This is a genomic window from Streptomyces bluensis (genome assembly GCF_014650715.1).
GTDB lineage: Bacteria > Actinomycetota > Actinomycetes > Streptomycetales > Streptomycetaceae > Streptomyces > Streptomyces bluensis.
Genome location: NZ_BMVM01000011.1, coordinates 1 through 16951, shown reverse-complemented (window position 1 = coordinate 16951; position 16951 = coordinate 1). Strand labels below are relative to the sequence as shown.

Annotated in this window: 20 protein-coding genes; 14 read left to right on the top strand and 6 right to left on the bottom strand. The window is 70.3% G+C overall.

Going from position 1 to position 16951, the window contains the following annotated elements:
• Positions 1–30: 30 nt before the first annotated feature.
• The 3 genes from IE262_RS25150 to IE262_RS25140 all read right to left on the bottom strand — a co-directional run bounded on the left by IE262_RS25150 (position 31) and on the right by IE262_RS25140 (position 2241).
• Positions 31–1179 (bottom strand): serine hydrolase domain-containing protein, encoded by a 1149-nt coding sequence (locus IE262_RS25150; protein ID WP_189876712.1) that lies wholly within the window; start codon positions 1177–1179, stop codon positions 31–33.
• Positions 1180–1289: 110 nt separating this feature from the next.
• The gene (locus IE262_RS25145; RefSeq protein ID WP_134028540.1) at positions 1290–1748 is read right to left on the bottom strand and encodes a MarR family winged helix-turn-helix transcriptional regulator; all 459 of its coding nucleotides are present in this window, start codon (positions 1746–1748) and stop codon (positions 1290–1292) included.
• 79 nt (positions 1749–1827) lie between these two features.
• Entirely contained in the window at positions 1828–2241 is a 414-nt protein-coding gene (locus IE262_RS25140) for an ATP-binding protein (protein ID WP_189876709.1), read from the bottom strand.
• Positions 2242–2399: 158 nt separating this feature from the next.
• Here IE262_RS25140 and IE262_RS25135 point away from each other — a divergent pair, with 158 nt between their 5' ends.
• From IE262_RS25135 to IE262_RS25120, 4 genes are all read left to right on the top strand, one after another.
• Entirely contained in the window at positions 2400–3185 is a 786-nt protein-coding gene (locus tag IE262_RS25135) for a helix-turn-helix domain-containing protein (RefSeq protein ID WP_229877455.1), read from the top strand.
• Entirely contained in the window at positions 3182–3370 is a 189-nt protein-coding gene (locus IE262_RS25130) for a DUF397 domain-containing protein (protein ID WP_189876702.1), read from the top strand. The genes IE262_RS25135 and IE262_RS25130 overlap by 4 nt, the downstream gene beginning before the upstream one ends.
• 19 nt (positions 3371–3389) lie before the next feature.
• A complete protein-coding gene (locus IE262_RS25125) occupies positions 3390–4406 on the top strand; it encodes a DUF5954 family protein (protein WP_189876699.1) in 1017 nt (338 codons plus the stop codon).
• Positions 4407–4491: 85 nt separating this feature from the next.
• Complete coding sequence (locus IE262_RS25120) at positions 4492–4887, top strand: VOC family protein (protein WP_189876696.1); 396 nt, start codon at positions 4492–4494, stop codon at positions 4885–4887.
• Here the strand turns inward: IE262_RS25120 and IE262_RS25115 are convergent.
• The 3 genes from IE262_RS25115 to IE262_RS25105 form a co-directional block, all read right to left on the bottom strand.
• Positions 4884–5198 (bottom strand): hypothetical protein, encoded by a 315-nt coding sequence (locus IE262_RS25115; RefSeq protein ID WP_189876686.1) that lies wholly within the window; start codon positions 5196–5198, stop codon positions 4884–4886. The genes IE262_RS25120 and IE262_RS25115 overlap by 4 nt on opposite strands.
• A 76-nt stretch (positions 5199–5274) precedes the next feature.
• Positions 5275–5967, bottom strand: coding sequence for a helix-turn-helix transcriptional regulator (locus IE262_RS25110; protein ID WP_189877127.1), 693 nt, complete (start codon positions 5965–5967; stop codon positions 5275–5277).
• Between the two features lie 29 nt (positions 5968–5996).
• A complete protein-coding gene (locus IE262_RS25105) occupies positions 5997–7157 on the bottom strand; it encodes a YihY/virulence factor BrkB family protein (RefSeq protein WP_189876683.1) in 1161 nt (386 codons plus the stop codon).
• Positions 7158–7254: 97 nt separating this feature from the next.
• On the opposite strand from IE262_RS25105, the gene IE262_RS25100 reads away from it, so the two are divergent.
• The 10 genes from IE262_RS25100 to cysD form a co-directional block, all read left to right on the top strand.
• The gene (locus IE262_RS25100; RefSeq protein ID WP_189876681.1) at positions 7255–8898 is read left to right on the top strand and encodes an acyl-CoA dehydrogenase family protein; all 1644 of its coding nucleotides are present in this window, start codon (positions 7255–7257) and stop codon (positions 8896–8898) included.
• Positions 8899–9397: 499 nt separating this feature from the next.
• The gene (locus tag IE262_RS25095) at positions 9398–10675 is read left to right on the top strand and encodes a GAF domain-containing protein (RefSeq protein ID WP_189876678.1); all 1278 of its coding nucleotides are present in this window, start codon (positions 9398–9400) and stop codon (positions 10673–10675) included.
• Positions 10676–10833: 158 nt separating this feature from the next.
• Positions 10834–12243 (top strand): hypothetical protein, encoded by a 1410-nt coding sequence (locus IE262_RS25090; protein WP_189876675.1) that lies wholly within the window; start codon positions 10834–10836, stop codon positions 12241–12243.
• A gap of 103 nt (positions 12244–12346) precedes the next feature.
• The gene (locus IE262_RS25085; RefSeq protein WP_134028566.1) at positions 12347–12910 is read left to right on the top strand and encodes a GNAT family N-acetyltransferase; all 564 of its coding nucleotides are present in this window, start codon (positions 12347–12349) and stop codon (positions 12908–12910) included.
• Between the two features lie 105 nt (positions 12911–13015).
• On the top strand, positions 13016–13099 hold the full coding sequence (locus IE262_RS40585) for a putative leader peptide (RefSeq protein WP_309486338.1): 84 nt from the start codon (positions 13016–13018) through the stop codon (positions 13097–13099).
• Positions 13100–13234: 135 nt separating this feature from the next.
• Positions 13235–14926 carry a nitrite/sulfite reductase gene (locus IE262_RS25080; protein WP_134028568.1) on the top strand — a complete coding sequence of 564 codons (1692 nt, stop codon included), beginning with the start codon at positions 13235–13237 and terminating at the stop codon, positions 14924–14926.
• Positions 14923–15102, top strand: coding sequence for a hypothetical protein (locus tag IE262_RS39650; RefSeq protein WP_134028570.1), 180 nt, complete (start codon positions 14923–14925; stop codon positions 15100–15102). Before IE262_RS25080 ends, IE262_RS39650 begins: the two co-directional genes overlap by 4 nt.
• Positions 15099–15848: a phosphoadenylyl-sulfate reductase gene (locus tag IE262_RS25075; RefSeq protein ID WP_134028572.1), complete on the top strand. Its 750-nt coding sequence runs from the start codon at positions 15099–15101 to the stop codon at positions 15846–15848. The genes IE262_RS39650 and IE262_RS25075 overlap by 4 nt, the downstream gene beginning before the upstream one ends.
• A gap of 20 nt (positions 15849–15868) precedes the next feature.
• Entirely contained in the window at positions 15869–16447 is a 579-nt protein-coding gene (cysC, locus tag IE262_RS25070; RefSeq protein ID WP_189877125.1) for an adenylyl-sulfate kinase, read from the top strand.
• Positions 16444–16951, top strand: a 508-nt coding sequence (gene cysD / locus IE262_RS25065; RefSeq protein WP_189876671.1) for a sulfate adenylyltransferase subunit CysD, incomplete at its 3' end; no start/stop codon positions are given. The genes cysC and cysD, both read left to right, overlap by 4 nt.

Sequence of the window (16951 nt, the reverse complement as noted above, 5' to 3'; positions counted from 1 at the left end):
GGCCCGTGCGCCGAAACCCTCAGTACAAGCTCATACTCCGGCCGCGTACCGCCAGAACTCCCGCATCAGGGGCGGTGGGGTCGGGTCGGTCATCGCGACCTGGGTGAGCAGGATGGACACCGTGCCGGTGGACGGGGTGATGTGCGCCGCCGTTCCGGTGCCGCCGACCCAGCCGTAACGTCCCGGCACGTTCCAGGGATCGACGGTCTCGATGTCGACCGAGCCGCCGAAACCCCAACCCTGACCCTCCAGGAACAACCTGCCCGCCTCGCGCTGGGCCCGGGTCAGATGGTCGGTGATCATCAGCTCCACCGAGGCGGGCGACAGCAGTCGGCGACCGGCGGCGGTGCCCTCGGCGAGCAGCATCCGCGCGAAGGCGTACCAGTCGTCGACGGTCGACACCAGACCGCCCGCGCCGGACGGGAACGCCGGCATACGGGCCCACTGCCCGTCAGCGGCGTCGACCAGTTGGAACGCGCCCGGCGGATCGGCACGGTAGTAACTGGTGAACCGGTCCCGCTTGCCGGCCGGTACCTCGAATCCGGTGTCGACCATGCCCAGCGGCTCGAACAGCCGCTCAGCCAGGAACTCGGGCAGCGGCCGCCCCGAGACCCTGGCGATCAGCACACCCTGGATGTCGGAGCAGGTGTTGTAGAGCCAGGCGTCGCCCGGCTGGTGCAGCAGCGGAATGCGTGACAGCTTCGCCATCCACTCGTCCGGCGGCGCGACGGCCTGCGGCTGCGGCGGCCCCTGCTTCAGCTCGCTGAACAGCGGCAGAAGCGCGGGCAGTGAGAAGTCTGACGGGAAGCCGTATCCCGCCCGGAAGGTCAACAGGTCGGCGACAGTGATCTGCCGGGCCGCCGGGACCACGTCGTCGACCGGACCGGACGGCGTACGGACAACGACCGGTGCCGCGAGCTCCGGCAGCCACCGCGCGACCGGATCGTCCAGCGTCATCCGGCCGTCCTCCACGAGCATCATGACCGCGGCGGCGACGACAGGTTTGGTGATCGACGCGATACGGAAGATCGAGTCCCGCGCCATCGGAGCGGCGCCCTCGACGTCGGCGACCCCGACGGCCTCCACCTCGGTCCGGTCGCCTCGCGCCACCAGGGCCACCGCTCCCGGCACTGATCCGTCGCTGACGTGTTTCTTGAGGAAGTCGTGCAGGTTGGTCATCGGTCCCTCGCGCCCTTCGGTCCCGCTCGGTCCGCATCCGTCCATTCGGGCGGCTGTCAGAAGTACGACTCCCGAAACGGCACGAAATCATCGGTCGGTCCAAGGACACCTCAGTGGTGCCAGGCCCGCCCTCCGGTGTTGTGGATGAACCGTTGCAGCACCTTGAGGGTGGTCAGGTACTCCTCGTCGGAGATGCCTGCGTGCCGTTCCGCCCACAGTTCGTCCTGGAGGGCCGCGGCCTTTTCGTAGAACGCCTTTCCCTCAGCAGTGATACCCAGGCGCCCCTCCACGTCCTCGGTGATCCAGCCCTGGGCGATGGTGGTGTCGATCTCTGCCTCCAAGATCTCCGGGCCCGTGTCGAGGTAGTTCCGGAGGAGGCGGGACACCTCATCGCGGGTCTTGACGGTGTCGGCGCGTGCGACCTGCGCGAGAACCCACCACTGCGGCTGCGTCGTGCCAATCCCTGCGAGGGCGGTGCGGGTGCGGGTGATGACGGCCTTGTAGGCCGCCCAACTCCAGTAGCCGATGGGCTGCTGGACCAGATCGACGTCGCTGTGCGAGTACTCCATGGCCCGGTGCCTCCGTCATTACTTGCGCTGATTCGACGAGACCGACCGTAGAAGCTCAACCACACTTGAGGTCAATCTCTCACCCTCCGACGAACTCGCACCACACGATCTTTCCCGGGCCCCTCTCCCCCACCCCCCACTTGTCCGCCAGCTCCGACACCAGCAGCAGCCCGCGCCCGCCCTCGCCCGGCTCCCGCACGTCGGCCTGCGGTACGGCCGGTACGCCCTCCCCGCTGTCGTGCACCTCGACACGCACCCCACCGTCGTACGACAGCGGCGACAGCCTCAGCAGGAAGCCACGGCCGGGTGGCACGCCGTGCACCAGGGCGTTGGTGGCGAGTTCGCTGACACACAGCTCGACGTCGTACGCCCGTTCCCGCACGCCCCAGTCGGCGAGCGCCTCCCGCGCGAACGAGCGGGCGGCGGGGACGGAGGCGCGTTCGCGGCGGTAGAAGCGTTCGCGTGGGGACGGGTGGGGGATTTCTACGTTCACATGGAAAGTGTCACGCTACGTGCCCATGATGAAACAGTGCGTGCATCAGTACATCGGGTTTGTACGGGTGCACGACGGTGAACGTACGCACGCGGATGGGGAGTTTGGACCGCATGAGCACCAGGACACGGTCACGGACGCGGAGGAACGCGTCGGCCATGAGGATGGTGGGCGCACTGCTCGCCCTCTACCGTCAGGCGGCTGGGTACACGCAGAAGTCACTGGGTGACCGGTTCGTCGTCGGTGAGCAGCAGATCGCGTCGATCGAGCAGGGCAGACGGCCACTGAAGCCGGACCTGGCCGAGCAGCTCGACCAACTCCTCGATACGAAGGGGGCGTTGGCGGCGGCGTTGGAGTACATGCCGGAGGTGGATCTGGTTCCGTTGTGGGCGGAGGAGTATCTGGATCGGGAGCGAGAAGCGATCGCTATCTCTTGGTACGAGAGCCTGCTGGTCCCCGGGGTGCTCCAGACGGAAGGGTACGCGCGGGCGGTCTTCGGCGGTCGCGTACCGGTCTACGACGCAGACGAGATCGAGCAGTTGGTGGCCGCGCGCATTGAGCGCCGCGAGGTCCTGCACCGTAAGGCGCCACCGATGATCAGCTTCGTCGTCTGGGAAGCGGCATTGCGAGACCGCCTGGGTGGCGACGAGGTGTACTTCGAACAGCTGCGGCACCTACGGGAGTACACCGACCTGCCCGGTCTCACTCTGCAGATCCTGCCCCTGGGGCGGACGACGCACGCCGGACTGAACGGCCCGTTCATCCTGCTGGAGACCCCCGAGCACCAGCGACTCGCCTACACCGAGACACAGCGCGGCAGTCAACTGATCGCCGACCCGAACGAGGTGGCGATCCTCAACCAGAAGTATGCGATGCTGCGGACACAGGCCCTTACCACCGAAGACACGAGGGACCTGCTGGACCGTCTTCTGGGAGAGCGATGAGCGGCACCGCACTTGAGTGGTTCAAGTCCAGTTACAGCGGCGACGAGGGCGGCGCCTGCGTTGAAGTCGCCACTCGCCCCACCACCATCCACATCCGCGACTCCAAAACCCCCACCACCCCCCACCTCACCGTCACCCCCACCGCCTGGACCGCCTTCCTCGGTTCGGTCACCACACGCACCTGAATCCCGACACAATGCGTGCATGACCGATGACTGGCAGCAACAGATCCGGGCCCTCCACGAGGAGTTGATCCACCGCGACGACCCCGCCGCCTGGGTGCGGGAGGCCGACGCGGTGGAGGCCTCGCTGCGTTATCCCCATCTCGCGCTGCGTGGGCCGGTGTTCGGGATCGCGATGCAGGACCCGGCGGTCGGGCCGGAGTGGCGGGTGCTGAAACCCGTGGTGGACGGGATGCCGCAGGTGGCCCGGGACGGGCTGCAGTCGCATCTGTTCTTCACCGCGAAGGACGACACCGAGGACCGGGCCGTACGGCGGGAGTTGCTCGCGGCCGTGGCGGTGCTGGAGCGCGAGCCCGTGAACGAGGTGGAGGCGTGCGGGGTGCGGTACCGGGTGGTGCGCGGCGACGAGTTCGGGCGGATCGGGGACGACGGACTGGAGCCGCCCCGGCCCACCGACCCCGAGCCGGTGGAGCGGTCGTGGGACCGGCAGGCGCGCGACACCGCTTCCCCGGACGTCGGTTTCGTCCTCGATGCGGACCGCACGGACGGTCCGTCCGCGGGTGCGATGAAACTGGGGCTGCGGGACTTCGCGTACCGGGGCACCCACTTCCCCGACGACGTGCGCGCCGAATCGGAAGGCGCGGTCGTCACCCACCCGGAGCTCGTCCTGCTGCCCACCGGGTTCGGCGTGGTCGAGCGCGGGCAGCACGGCTGGCGGCCGCGCGGCGCCCTCATGGCCACCCCGCACGACGCCCGGCGCATGCTCTACAATGGACTGGACGAGATCTGGGCCCTGCTGTACCAGTTCGACGACGCCAAGAAGGCCAGGTACGCCGAGGCGGCCCAGGAGTACCGGGCGCTCGACCGCGCGGACGAGTTCCGTGTGGACGACCGGCTCTTCCGGATCTGCCGCGTCGAACGCATGCTCCGCATGGGCCCCGACGGGCCGGAACAGCCGCGCCCCTCGGACGTCGACGAGTACGGCCCGATGAAGATGCACCCGACGATGGACGAGGACGGAACCCTCACCCCCGAGTGACGGTCAGCCGCCGGGCCCCACGTCGTTGCCGCCCGTGTCCGATTCCTTCAAGACCACTCCGCCCGGAGCTGCCTACGGTGGCCCCATGACTCCACGATTCGACGCGATCGGCCTGGTCGCCTCCGACATGGCCGCTTCTGTCGCCTTCTACCGCCGTCTCGGATTCGCCTTCCCGGAGGGAGCGGAGAACGAGGCGCACGCCGAGGCACCACTGCCGGGTGGGCTGCGGCTGTTGCTCGACACCGAGGAGACCGTCCGGTCCTTCCACCCCCAGTGGCAGCCGGGGACGGGCGGCCGGTCCTCCATCGCCCTGCTGTGCGAGAGCCCCGCCGAAGTGGACGCGGCGTACGAGGAGCTGGTGGCCGCCGGCCATCACGGCGAGCTCAAGCCGTGGGACGCCGTGTGGGGCCAGCGGTACGCGGTCGTACACGACCCGGACGGCAACGGCGTGGACCTGTTCGCCCCGCTGCCCGGCGACTAGAGGCCGTCCGCTGCGTTGCGGTTACCACCGGCGAGCTGGCCCACCATCATGACGACGATGCCGGCCAGGAGGATCACGCCGCCGATCAGCGTCCCCGCCGGACCGGTGCCGGAGTCGCTGATCACCAGTCCGAAGACCAGCTGCCAGCACAGCGCGAAGGCCACCACCAGCTGGCCCCAGCCGTAGAGACGCGGGGCGCGGACATGGCGCCGGTTCATGGGGAGCACCCAACCACGGGTGACCGCGGCGACGCCGGAGGCGGCGATGAGCAACGCCAACAGGGCCAGAGCCATGGCGAGGTACAGCTTCACGGTCTCTCCCTTGAGGCCCGGCCAACGCCGGAGGCCGGCCTGATCATGGCACCCCTCGCAGGGCACGTCCAGGGCCCTACCGTCCGAGCAACCGCCCCAGCGGCCGCCCCGCCAGTTCCCTCACCTCACGCGCCAGGTGCGCCTGGTCGGCGTACCCGGTCCGGGCCGCCGTGTCCGCGAAGGGCACCCCGCCACGGGCGAGGGCGAGGGCCCGCTGGAGTCGCAGGACGCGGGCCAGCGTCTTCGGGCCGTACCCGAAGGCGGTCAGCGAGCGGCGGTGCAGCTGGCGTGCGCTGAGGCCCAGTTCATCGGCGGTTTCGGCGACCGGTCGGCCGCCGTTCAGCGCGGCCACGATCCCGGGCACCATCGGGTCGGGGGGTTCGGACCGGGCCGCCCGCTCCAGTGCCAGCTCTTCGAGCCCGAGTGCCGGATCGGCGGCCGCGTTCATTCGCGCCGCGAGCCGTCGAACCCGGGCGGCCGGCCACAGGTCGGCGAGGTCGACGCGCCGGTCGCGCAGCTCGTGCGCGGGGACGCCGAGGAAGGCGGGCGCCGTACCGGGAGCGAACCGCACCCCGGCCCAGCGCGCGGACAGGTCCTCGGCCTGCCCGGGAACATACGCCCGTGTATCGGGCCCGGCGACCATCAGCCGCCCCTCGCTCCAGAGCAGGTCCATACAGCCGTCGGGGAGCACGAGCCCCGTATCGGAGCCGGACGGGATGGTGGTCCACACCACCGCACCCGTCAACCGGGACGCCCTCTCCGCGTACACGTACATCAGGCTAGCTCCACGCCCGGGCCCTACTCCGCCGGAGGTGTTCCGTCCCCCTGCTTGTTCGTGCTCTTGGCGTGGGCGCGCAGGCGGGACGTGACGTCCTCCGGGGGCAGGAAGCGGGACCAGCGTTCCGGGAACTCGGAGGGCATGTCGGGATTGGCGGCGTAGTCGGGGTCGGCGTCCCGGGCCGCGGTGGCGCGGGCGACGTACTCGGCGGCCTGCTCCTGCCGCATCCGCTCGTTCGCGGCACGTGCGGCGGCCGTCGCGGCGGCCGGCCAGACCCGGTCGATGGCCGCGTTGACGGCGGCGCCCACCAGCACCGCGAAGGCCGAGACGCCGATCCAGAGCAGGACGGCCACGGGTGCGGCCAGCGAGCCGTAGATCGTCGGGCCCTCGACCGTGTTCGTCAGGTAGATGCGCAGGAGGAAGCTTCCCAGCACCCACATGCCCAGGGCCACCAGGGCGCCGGGGACGTCCTCGACCCACGGTGAGCGGACCGGGACCGACACATGGTAGAGAGTTGTCAGGAACACGACCGACAGGACGATCACGACGGGCCAGTACAGGATCTGCACGAGCGTCGTCGACCACGGCACGATGTTCACGACCTCGTCCGGGCCGGCCACCATGAGCGGCAGCGCGATCGAGCCGATCAGCAGCGCCACGATGAACAGCAGGAACGCCATCAGCCGGGTCTTGACGATGCCGCGTACCCCGTCGAGGCCGTACATGACGGTGATGGTGTCGATGAAGACGTTCACCGCCCGGGAGCCCGACCAGAGGGCGAAGAGGAAGCCGATGGAGATGACGTCGGGGCGGCCGCCCTTCGTCACGTCGTTCAGTATCGGCTGGGCGATCTGTGTGACGCCCCTGTCGGACAGGACGGTGCGGGACGCCTCCAGGATGTTGTTCTGCAGGCTGGCGATGGTGTTCGCGCCGGTCCAGTCGTCAACATAGCCGAGCAGCCCGACCAGGCTGAGCAGCAGCGGCGGCACGGACAGCAGCGTGAAGAACGCCGCCTCCGCCGCGAGCCCGAGGATGCGGTACTCGATGCAGGAGTTGACGGTGTCCTTGAGCAGCAGCCAGGCCGTCCTGCGCTTGGAGACGTTCCGGTAGAGGGCGCGTGCCCGGTGGAGACGGCCGGAGGCGCTTTCGGGAGACTCGGGGGGCTCACTTGCTGGCTGCACGCCCTAACGGTATCCGTCCCGGCACGCTGACCTCACCTTCTGGTCCTCATGCCGGATACTGGTGACGGTGGCCTTACCGAAGGGTAGGTTCCGGGACATGGCAGCCAGCACCCACGAAGTGACCAATCAGGCTCCACCCCTGGTGGGGTACGACGTCTTCGCCTCCGACCGGGTCCTCGTGGAGGCGGTCGACCGGCACCTCGCCCCCGGTCTGCTCGACGAGGTGCGCGAGGATCTCTCGCTGTTCGGGCGCACGGCGGGCTCCGAGCAGGCACAGGAGTGGGGGGTGCTGGCCAACGAGAACCCGCCGAAGCTGCACACGCACGACCGGTACGGAAACCGTCTCGACGAGGTGGAGTTCCATCCGGCCTGGCACCGCCTGCTCGGCAAGGGCGTCTCGGCGGGGATGACGGCGGCCTGGGCGCGGCCGGGCGGGCACGTACGGCGCGCGGCCTCCTTCGTGATCTGGACGCAGGTCGAGGCGGGCCACGGCTGCCCGCTGTCGATGACGCACGCGGCGGTGCCCGCGCTGCGCACCGATCCGGCGCTGGCCGCCGAGTGGGAGCCCCGGCTGACGTCGATGGTGTACGACCAGGGGCTGCGGCCCGCCGCGCAGAAGGCCGGCGTCCTCTTCGGGATGGGGATGACCGAGAAGCAGGGCGGCAGTGACGTCCGGGCCAACACGACGTCGGCGCGACCGCTCGCCGAGGACGGCACGTACGAGCTGACCGGGCACAAGTGGTTCTGCTCGGCGCCGATGTCGGACGGGTTCCTGGTGCTGGCGCAGGCTCCGGGCGGGCTCACCTGCTTCCTGGTGCCGCGCGTACTGGAGGACGGCACACGGAACGTGTTCCGCATCCAGCGGCTGAAGGACAAGCTGGGCAACCGGTCCAACGCCTCCAGCGAGGTCGAGTTCGACGGGACGTGGGCCCGCCGGGTCGGTGACGAGGGCCGGGGCGTGCCCACGATCATCGAGATGGTGGCGGCCACCCGGGTGGACTGCGTGCTGGGCTCGGCCTCACTGATGCGGCAGGCGGTGGCGCAGGCGGTGCACCACTGCACGTACCGGGAGGCGTTCGGCGGGAAGCTGATCGACAAGCCGCTGATGCGGAACGTGCTGGCGGATCTGGCGCTGGAGTCCGAGGCGGCGACGACGCTGGCGCTGCGGCTGGCGGCAGCCTACGACAACGCGGCCGACGGGTCGGCCGAGGAGCGCGCGTTCCTTCGGCTCGCGGTGCCGACCGCCAAGTACTGGGTGACCAAGCGCTGCACACCGATGGTGGCCGAGGCCCTGGAGTGCCTGGGCGGCAACGGGTACGTCGAGGAGTCCGGCATGCCCCGGCTGCTGCGGGAGTCGCCGCTCAACTCGATCTGGGAGGGCGCCGGGAATGTGCAGGCCCTCGACGTGCTGCGGGCCCTGCAACGCGAGCCGCAGGCGCTGAACGCCGTCCTGACGGAGGTGGGCGGGGCCCGTGGTGCCGACCACCGGCTGGACGGCGCCATCAAGAACCTGCTGACCGAGCTCGCCGACCTGGACGACATCGAGGCCCGCGCCCGCCGTCTCGTCGAGCGCCTCGCCCTCGTCCTCCAGGGGTCGCTGCTGGTGCGGTACGCGCCGCCGCAGGTCGCCGACGCGTTCTGCGCCTCGCGCCTCGGCGGCGACTGGGGCGCGGCCTTCGGCACACTGCCGCACAGCCTGGACCTGGCGTCGGTGGTGGAGCGGGCACGTCCGGTGAGCTGAGGGCGGAGGGGCCGCTTCGGCCGTGCGTCACTTTCGCGTACGACACTTCAGGCGTACGTCACTTCCGACGTACGACACTTCAGGGCATACGTCACTTCCGGCCATCCGCCACCGGGCGCCCACGGCTCCCGTACGGCACGGGCACGCCCTCGACCGTCGTAGCGCACAGGCGAGTCCGTGGCCTGACGACGCGGGGGTGATGCTGCGCCGACACGGCACCACCCCCGCTGTCTCAGCCCCCAAGCGACCCCGGGGAAGTGCAGGCACGGTCGCCTCAGCAGGCGACGTTGAACAAGTTTCAAGCACCGTACGGCTGTTCACCAGGGTTGCAGGGGGTTGCAACTCCTCCGCTCTCCGTGGCCGGACTGTGCCCCTCCGCACCGTTCGGCGGCACACTATGAGACCCGCTGTCAACGCACGCGCGGACGTCCGTGGCCGTCAGGACGGGAACGGACAGGTCCGTCGGATCTGCCGGGAGGATCGAGTGGCGCACTCGCCGATGGATGTCACGCGACTCGCCGCCGAGGACACGAGACGGGCGGCACGGGTACTCGGCGAGACGCGCGGCGCCGCGCTCGCCGGGGAACGGCCGAAGGTGGCGCCCCGGCCGGTGATCAGGGACTCCTGGGACCGCACGGCTCGCGGCGGGGTCGACCCCGACCACGACTTCCGGGCCGATGTGCTCAGCCTGGACGAGGTCGAGCGGCGCCGGCAGACCTCACGGCTGCGGCACGTGCTGCCCGTACTGCACGAGGGGTTGCTGCCGTACGCGGACTCCGGTCAGCACATCGTGATCGTCGCCGACGCGGAGGGCCGGGTGCTGTGGCGTGAGGGCAGCCCGGTCGGGCTGCGCAGAGCGGACGGGCAGGGGCTCGGGATCGGCGGGGACTTCCGGGAGGAGGTCGTCGGCACGAACGGTGTCGGCACCCCGCTGGTGGCCCGCCGCCCGCTGCAGGTCGTCTCCGCCGAGCACTTCGTACGCACCCTCCAGTCCTGGGCGTGCACCGGCGCCCCCATCACCGACCCGCGCGACGGGCGGCTGCTGGGCGCGGTGGACGTCAGCGGACCGCTGGAGTCCCATCACCCCGCCACGCTCGCCCTCGTCGGCTCGGTCGCCAAGCTCGCCGAGGCCCGGCTGCGGGATCTGCACCTGAGCTCGCTGGAACGGCTGCGCGCGGTCGCGGCTCCGGTGCTGGCGCGCATCGACGGGCGGGCGGCGGCCGTGGACACGGCCGGCTGGACGGCCGCGGTGACCGGCATGCCGTACACGAGGCGGCTGGCCCTGCCGAAGTCCCTCTCCCACGGCCGGCGCCGGCTGCCCCACCTGGGCACGTGCCAGGTCGAGCCGCTGCCCGGAGGCTGGCTGATCCGCCCCGGCACCGAGTGGCCGGCCGGCGACGACACGACCCGTGTCGTCCTGGACCTGGCGCACCCGCGCCGCTCCACGGTGACCGCCTCGGGCGCCGCGGGCTCCTGGACCCACGGGCTCAGCCCCCGACACGCCGAACTGCTCTACCTCCTGGCCCTCCACCCCACCGGCCGCAGCGCCGCGGCCCTCGCCGACGACATGTTCGGCGACCCGGCCCGCACGGTCACGGTCCGCGCGGAGATGTCCCGGGTGCGCCGCTACATGGGCGCCCTGCTGGAACACCGGCCCTACCGCTTCACGGACGGCACGGAAGTCGACCTGCTGCTGCCGGACGACCCGCTGGACCTGCTGCCGCACTCCTTGGCCCCGGGGGTGGTCCGGGCCCGCGGCGGGGCACTGCACGGGTGAACGGACGGTAGCCCAGGAGTGAGGGATATCCCTGCATTTATGCGGTAGCCCCACACCGGCGGGGGCCCTCTGAAGTAGCATCCCTCCCAGGCCGCCCCACCTGGCTCTCCGTCAACGTTCTGATCATGAGAGGCAGTTGGCCGTTCCTGGGAGGTTGTATGAGTCGCGGTAGGCACCGTCGACGCAGAAGGGGCCGTGCGCTGCGCGCCGGTCTGGCCGGGACCGCGCTCGCCCTGACCGCCGCGGCCACGCTGATCAGCACCTCTCAGGCCGCGGGCGGTGACAACCCGGGCGGTCTGAAGCCGCTCACCTCGGCGAGCGAGATCGGCAAGCTCCAGTTACGCGAGAACCTGGCCGACAAATCCACCCTCGACACCCTGACGAATGACATGGGCGGGAACGTCGGCGTACGCGGCGTCCTGCGGAGCGCCAACCACACGATGCGGAACAAGTCCGCCTGCGACGACACCGAGCGGGCGGCCCTGCCGGTCGAGCCCGCCGCGAGCCGCGCGTACTGCTGGGACAGCGGCGACGCCACGACCCAGAAGTGGCTCCCCCAGTCCGTCACCACCTCCGCCGACGCCGACGACGACGGCCTGTGGGGCGAGGACCGCGTGATCCTGTCCGGCTGGACGCACAACGACCGCAAGGCCGGTGAGCCGGCGCAGGACAAGGGACTCGCCCGGGTCGCCTTCATCGACGCGAACGACCCGGACAACCTGAAGTACCGCTGGGTCCTGCTCGTCGCCCCCCTCGCGGGCGGCAAGGACTTCGGTGCCGTGCGCTCTCCCGTCGGCGGCATGGTCTGGTACCAGGACAAGCTGATCGTCACCGCGAAGAACGGTGCCGGCCACGACAGCGCCCTCTACGTCTTCGACATGCACCGCATACTCCAGGCGAACGTCAAGAGCCACGCGGTCGGCAAGGTGAGCGGCGGTTACTCGGCGCACGGCTACCAGTACGTGCTGCCGGCCGTCGGCTCGTACAGCCTGACGGGCGGCAGGTGCACCGCGTCCGACGACAACGGGGTTCCCTGCTTCGGCTCGCTCTCGCTGGACCGGACCTCGACACCGAACAGCCTGGTGGCGAACGAATGGTTCAGTTCGGCCGGCAGCGAACCGGCCCGTGTCTGGCGCTACCAATTCAGCACCGCGCTCAGCCGCACGGGCCTGCTGGGCGCGAACTCCCGCGGCATCGTGAACGCGGACGAGGCGTACGAGACCAAGGCGGTCGGTCTGCGGGGCGTGATCTCGCACAAGCCGAGCGGGGCGGACAAGGCCGACTGGTACCTCGGCCAGTCCCCCGGCGGCCGCGGCAAGCACGGCACGCTGTGGCGGCAGAACGCCGACGACGAGACCGGCGCCGACGCCGCCCGGTGCACCGCCGACCAGTCGTACGCCTGCTGGGGACAGCACACCGAGTCCCTGTCGTACGCGCAGCCGACCGGCGAGCTGTGGACGCTCACGGCGTCGGCGGCGAACACGGACGGCACATGGGAGCCGGCGGCCGTCCCGGAGCGGGTGCTGTACGCGGTACCGCTGTCGGCGGTCAACAGCTCCATGAACTAGCCGGCACAGAGATCCGGGCGCCGCGCGAGGAACCCAAGGCCCGGGAGGTGAGTGCCGGACCCGGCCTTCGCGGCCGGTCCGGCCTCATGGTTCCCTGGCTTCCATGTCCACCATCACCGTGACCACCTGGTCCCTGGAGCAGACGTCCCCGGCCGACCTGCTGCCCGCGCGGGCCCCGCAGGGAGATGTCCGGATCGTCCGTTCCGAGATCCCCTCCCCCGAGTTCAGCCGTTTCCTGTACGCCTCCGTCGGCGGCGACATCCGCTGGACCGACCGGCTGTCGTGGCCGTACGCGCGCTGGCAGGAGCACCTGGACCGGCCCGGCGTGGAGACCTGGGTGGCCTACGACCGCGGGACGCCCGCGGGGTACGTCGAGCTCGAACCGCAGGACGGCGGGGTCGTGGAGATCGCGTACTTCGGCCTCGTCCCGGCGTTCCGGGGGCGGCGCATCGGCGGTCACCTCCTCTCGTACGGGACCGCGCGGGCCTGGGATCTGGCCGAGCGCTGGCCGCGGCTGCCCCCGACCAAGCGGGTCTGGCTGCATACGTGCAGCAAGGACGGGGAGCACGCCATGGCGAACTACCAGCGGCGCGGGTTCCGGCTCTTCGACACCAAGGTCGAGGAGGAGCCGGAGGTCGCCACTCCCGGCCCCTGGCCCGGGGCGTAGCAGCACTCCATGACGCACATCACAGTGTCCCGCCATGCGAGACATCCTTGTCCACCATGCGGATAATGGTGGACTGGGTCCAAAGCGCCATGACACGCTTCCGTCATGTCTGGAACTGGAATTGCCTTGGTGAGTCGGCGGCACGTCGACCTCGGCCGCATGTCCAGCGCCATCTGTCCGGCGAGCTGATCGCTCCAGCACCGCCGCATTCCCCCTCCTGCCTCCTCCTGCGCAACGACGCGCACGTACGGCACACATGCCGCAATGCGCCCATAGACGCAGGTCAGAGCCGCATTCCCGCCTGTCCCGAAGGACGTAACAACCATGGCCGCCACCCCGCAACGCCCTGCCACGCCCCGCCGCAAGGTGAGCCGTCACCGTGGCGAGGGCCAGTGGGCCGTGGGTCACTTCACCCCACTGAACGGCAACGAACAGTTCAAGAAGGACGACGACGGTCTCAATGTGCGGACACGCATTGAGACGATCTACTCGAAGCGGGGCTTCGACTCGATCGACCCCAACGACCTGCGCGGCCGTATGCGCTGGTGGGGGCTCTACACCCAGCGCAAGCCCGGCATCGACGGCGGAAAGACCGCCATCCTGGAGCCGGAGGAGCTGGACGACAAGTACTTCATGCTGCGGGTGCGGATCGACGGGGGCCGTCTCACCACGCGGCAGCTGCGCGTGATCGGCGAGATCTCGCAGGAGTTCGCCCGCGGCACCGCGGACATCACCGACCGGCAGAACATCCAGCTGCACTGGATCCGCATCGAGGACGTGCCGGAGATCTGGAACCGGCTGGAGGCCGTCGGGCTGTCCACCACCGAGGCGTGCGGCGACACCCCGCGCGTCATCATCGGCTCACCCGTCGCGGGGATCGCGGAGGACGAGATCGTCGACGGCTCCCCGGCCATCGACGAGATCCACAGCCGCTACATCGGCAGCAAGGAGTTCTCCAACCTGCCCCGCAAGTTCAAGACGGCGATCTCCGGCTCCCCGCTGCTCGACGTCGCCCACGAGATCAACGACGTGGCGTTCGTCGGCGTCGAGCACCCCGAGCACGGCCCCGGCTTCGACCTCTGGGTGGGCGGCGGTCTGTCCACCAACCCGAAGATCGGCGTCCGGCTCGGCGCCTGGGTCCCGCTGGACGAGGTTCCGGACGTCTGGGCCGGCGTGGTCGGCATCTTCCGTGACTACGGCTACCGGCGCCTGCGCACCCGCGCCCGCCTGAAGTTCCTCGTCGCGGACTGGGGTCCGGAGAAGTTCCGCCAGGTGCTCCAGGACGAGTACCTGAAGCGGGAGCTGGCCGACGGTCCCGCACCCGCCGAACCCGTGGAGCGCTGGCGCGACCACGTGGGCGTGCACCGGCAGAAGGACGGCCGCTTCTACGTGGGCTTCGCCCCGCGCGTCGGCCGCGTCGACGGCGCCACCCTGACGAAGATCGCCGAGGTGGCGGAGGCCCACGGCTCGGGCCGGGTCCGTACGACGGTCGAACAGAAGATGATCGTCCTCGATGTCGCCGAGGAGCAGGTCGAGCCGCTGGTCGAGGCCCTGGAGGCCCTGGACCTGACCGCCACACCCTCCCCGTTCCGGCGCGGCACCATGGCCTGCACGGGCATCGAGTACTGCAAGCTGGCCATCGTCGAGACCAAGGCGCGCGGCTCCGCGCTGATCGACGAGCTGGAGCGCCGCATCCCGGACTTCGACGAGCCGATCACCATCAACCTCAACGGCTGCCCGAACGCCTGCGCCCGTATCCAGGTCGCGGACATCGGTCTCAAGGGCCAGCTCGTCCTCAACGACCAGGGGGAGCAGGTCGAGGGCTACCAGGTGCACCTGGGCGGCGCGCTCGGCCTGGACGCCGGGTTCGGCCGTAAGGTCCGCGGCCTGAAGGTCACCTCCGAGGAGCTGCCCGACTACGTGGAGCGCGTTCTCAAGCGGTTCCAGGCGGAGCGCGAGGACGGCGAGCGATTCGCCACCTGGGCCGCGCGCGCTTCTGAGGAGGCGTTGTCGTGAGCGAGCGGGCCGCCCCCTTCTACTGCCCCTACTGCGGTGACGAGGACCTGCGCCCCAGTGAAGAGGGGCACGGTGCGTGGGAATGCGGAGCGTGCAGTCGGGCCTTCCAGCTGAAGTTCCTCGGGCTTCTCGCCCGGGGCTTGCGACATGCCGACAGTGGAGGGGATCAGACATGACCACCGCTCAGGCGGACTCAGACGCATCACTGAACGACGCGGCCGACCCGGAGGCGGCGAAGCGCGCCGAGTTGAAGGCGCTCGCCGAGCAGGCCGGCCGCGATCTGGAGGACGCGTCCGCGCTGGAGATCCTCCAGTGGGCCGTGGACACCTTCGGCAGGCGTTTCTGTGTGACCTCCTCGATGGAGGACGCCGTGGTCGCGCACCTCGCGTCCCGTGCGAGGCCCGGCGTGGACGTCGTCTTCCTCGACACCGGCTACCACTTCCCGGAGACCATCGGCACCCGTGACGCGGTCGAGGCCGTGATGGACGTCAACGTCATCACGCTCACCCCGCGCCAGACCGTGGCCGAGCAGGACGCCGAGTACGGGCCCAGGCTGCACGACCGCGACCCCGACCTGTGCTGCTTCCTGCGGAAGGTCAAGCCGCTGGAGGAGGGCCTGACCCGGTTCGACGCGTGGGCGACCGGCCTGCGCCGCGACGAGTCCCCGACCCGGGCGAACACCCCGGTCGTCGGCTGGGACGACAAGCGCGGCAAGGTCAAGATCTCCCCGATCGCCCGCTGGACGCAGGACGACGTGGAGGCGTACGTCGCCGAGCACGGCGTGCTCACCAACCCGCTGCTGATGGACGGCTACACCTCCGTGGGCTGCGCGCCCTGCACCCGCCGCGTCCTGGAGGGCGAGGACGCCCGCGCCGGCCGCTGGGCGGGCCGCGCCAAGACCGAGTGCGGGATGCACGAATGACGCCGCCCCCCACGGCGCCCATGCCGACCACCGAGACATCCGCGACCCCCCGGGAGAACCACGTGACGACCGGAGCCACCGTCTGGCTCACGGGTCTGCCGAGTGCCGGCAAGACCACCATCGCGTACGAACTGGCGAACCGGCTGCGCGAGGACGGCCACCTCGTCGAGGTGCTCGACGGCGACGAGATCCGTGAGTTCCTCACCGCCGACCTCGGCTTCAGCCGCACGGACCGCCACACCAACGTGCAGCGCATCGGCTTCCTCGCCGACCTGCTGGCCCGCAACGGAGTGAAGGCACTCGTGCCGGTCATCGCCCCGTACGCCGACAGCCGCGAGGCCGTCCGCAAGCGCCACCAGGCGAGCGGTGCCGCGTACATCGAGGTCCACGTGGCCACCCCGGTCGAGGTCTGCTCCGTACGGGACGTGAAGGGGCTGTACGCCAAGCAGGCCGCGGGTGAGATCTCCGGGCTCACCGGTGTCGACGACCCCTACGAGGAGCCCGAGACACCTGACCTGCGCATCGAGTCGCAGAACCAGACCGTGCAGGAGTCGGCCGCCACGCTTCACAAGCTGCTCGTCGAAAGGGGCCTGGCATGACGACCGTCGCGACCGTCTCCTCGGAGACCGACAGCCCGTACTGCCTCTCGCACCTGGACGCGCTGGAGTCCGAGGCGGTGCACATATTCCGTGAGGTGGCGGGCGAGTTCGAACGGCCGGTGATCCTGTTCTCCGGCGGCAAGGACTCCATCGTCATGCTCCACCTGGCACTGAAGGCCTTCGCCCCCGCCGCGATCCCCTTCTCCCTGCTCCACGTCGACACCGGCCACAACTTCCCCGAGGTCATCGACTACCGGGACCGGACCGTGGAGAAGCACAGCCTGCGCCTGCACGTGGCCTCCGTGCAGGACTACATCGACCGCGGCGTCCTGCGCGAACGGCCCGACGGGACACGGAACCCCCTCCAGACCGTGCCGCTGACCGAGAAGATCCAGTCCGAGCGGTTCGACGCCGTCTTCGGCGGCGGCCGCCGCGACGAGGAGAAGGCGCGGGCCAAGGAACGGGTCTTCTCGCTGCGCGACGAGTTCTCCCAGTGGGACCCCC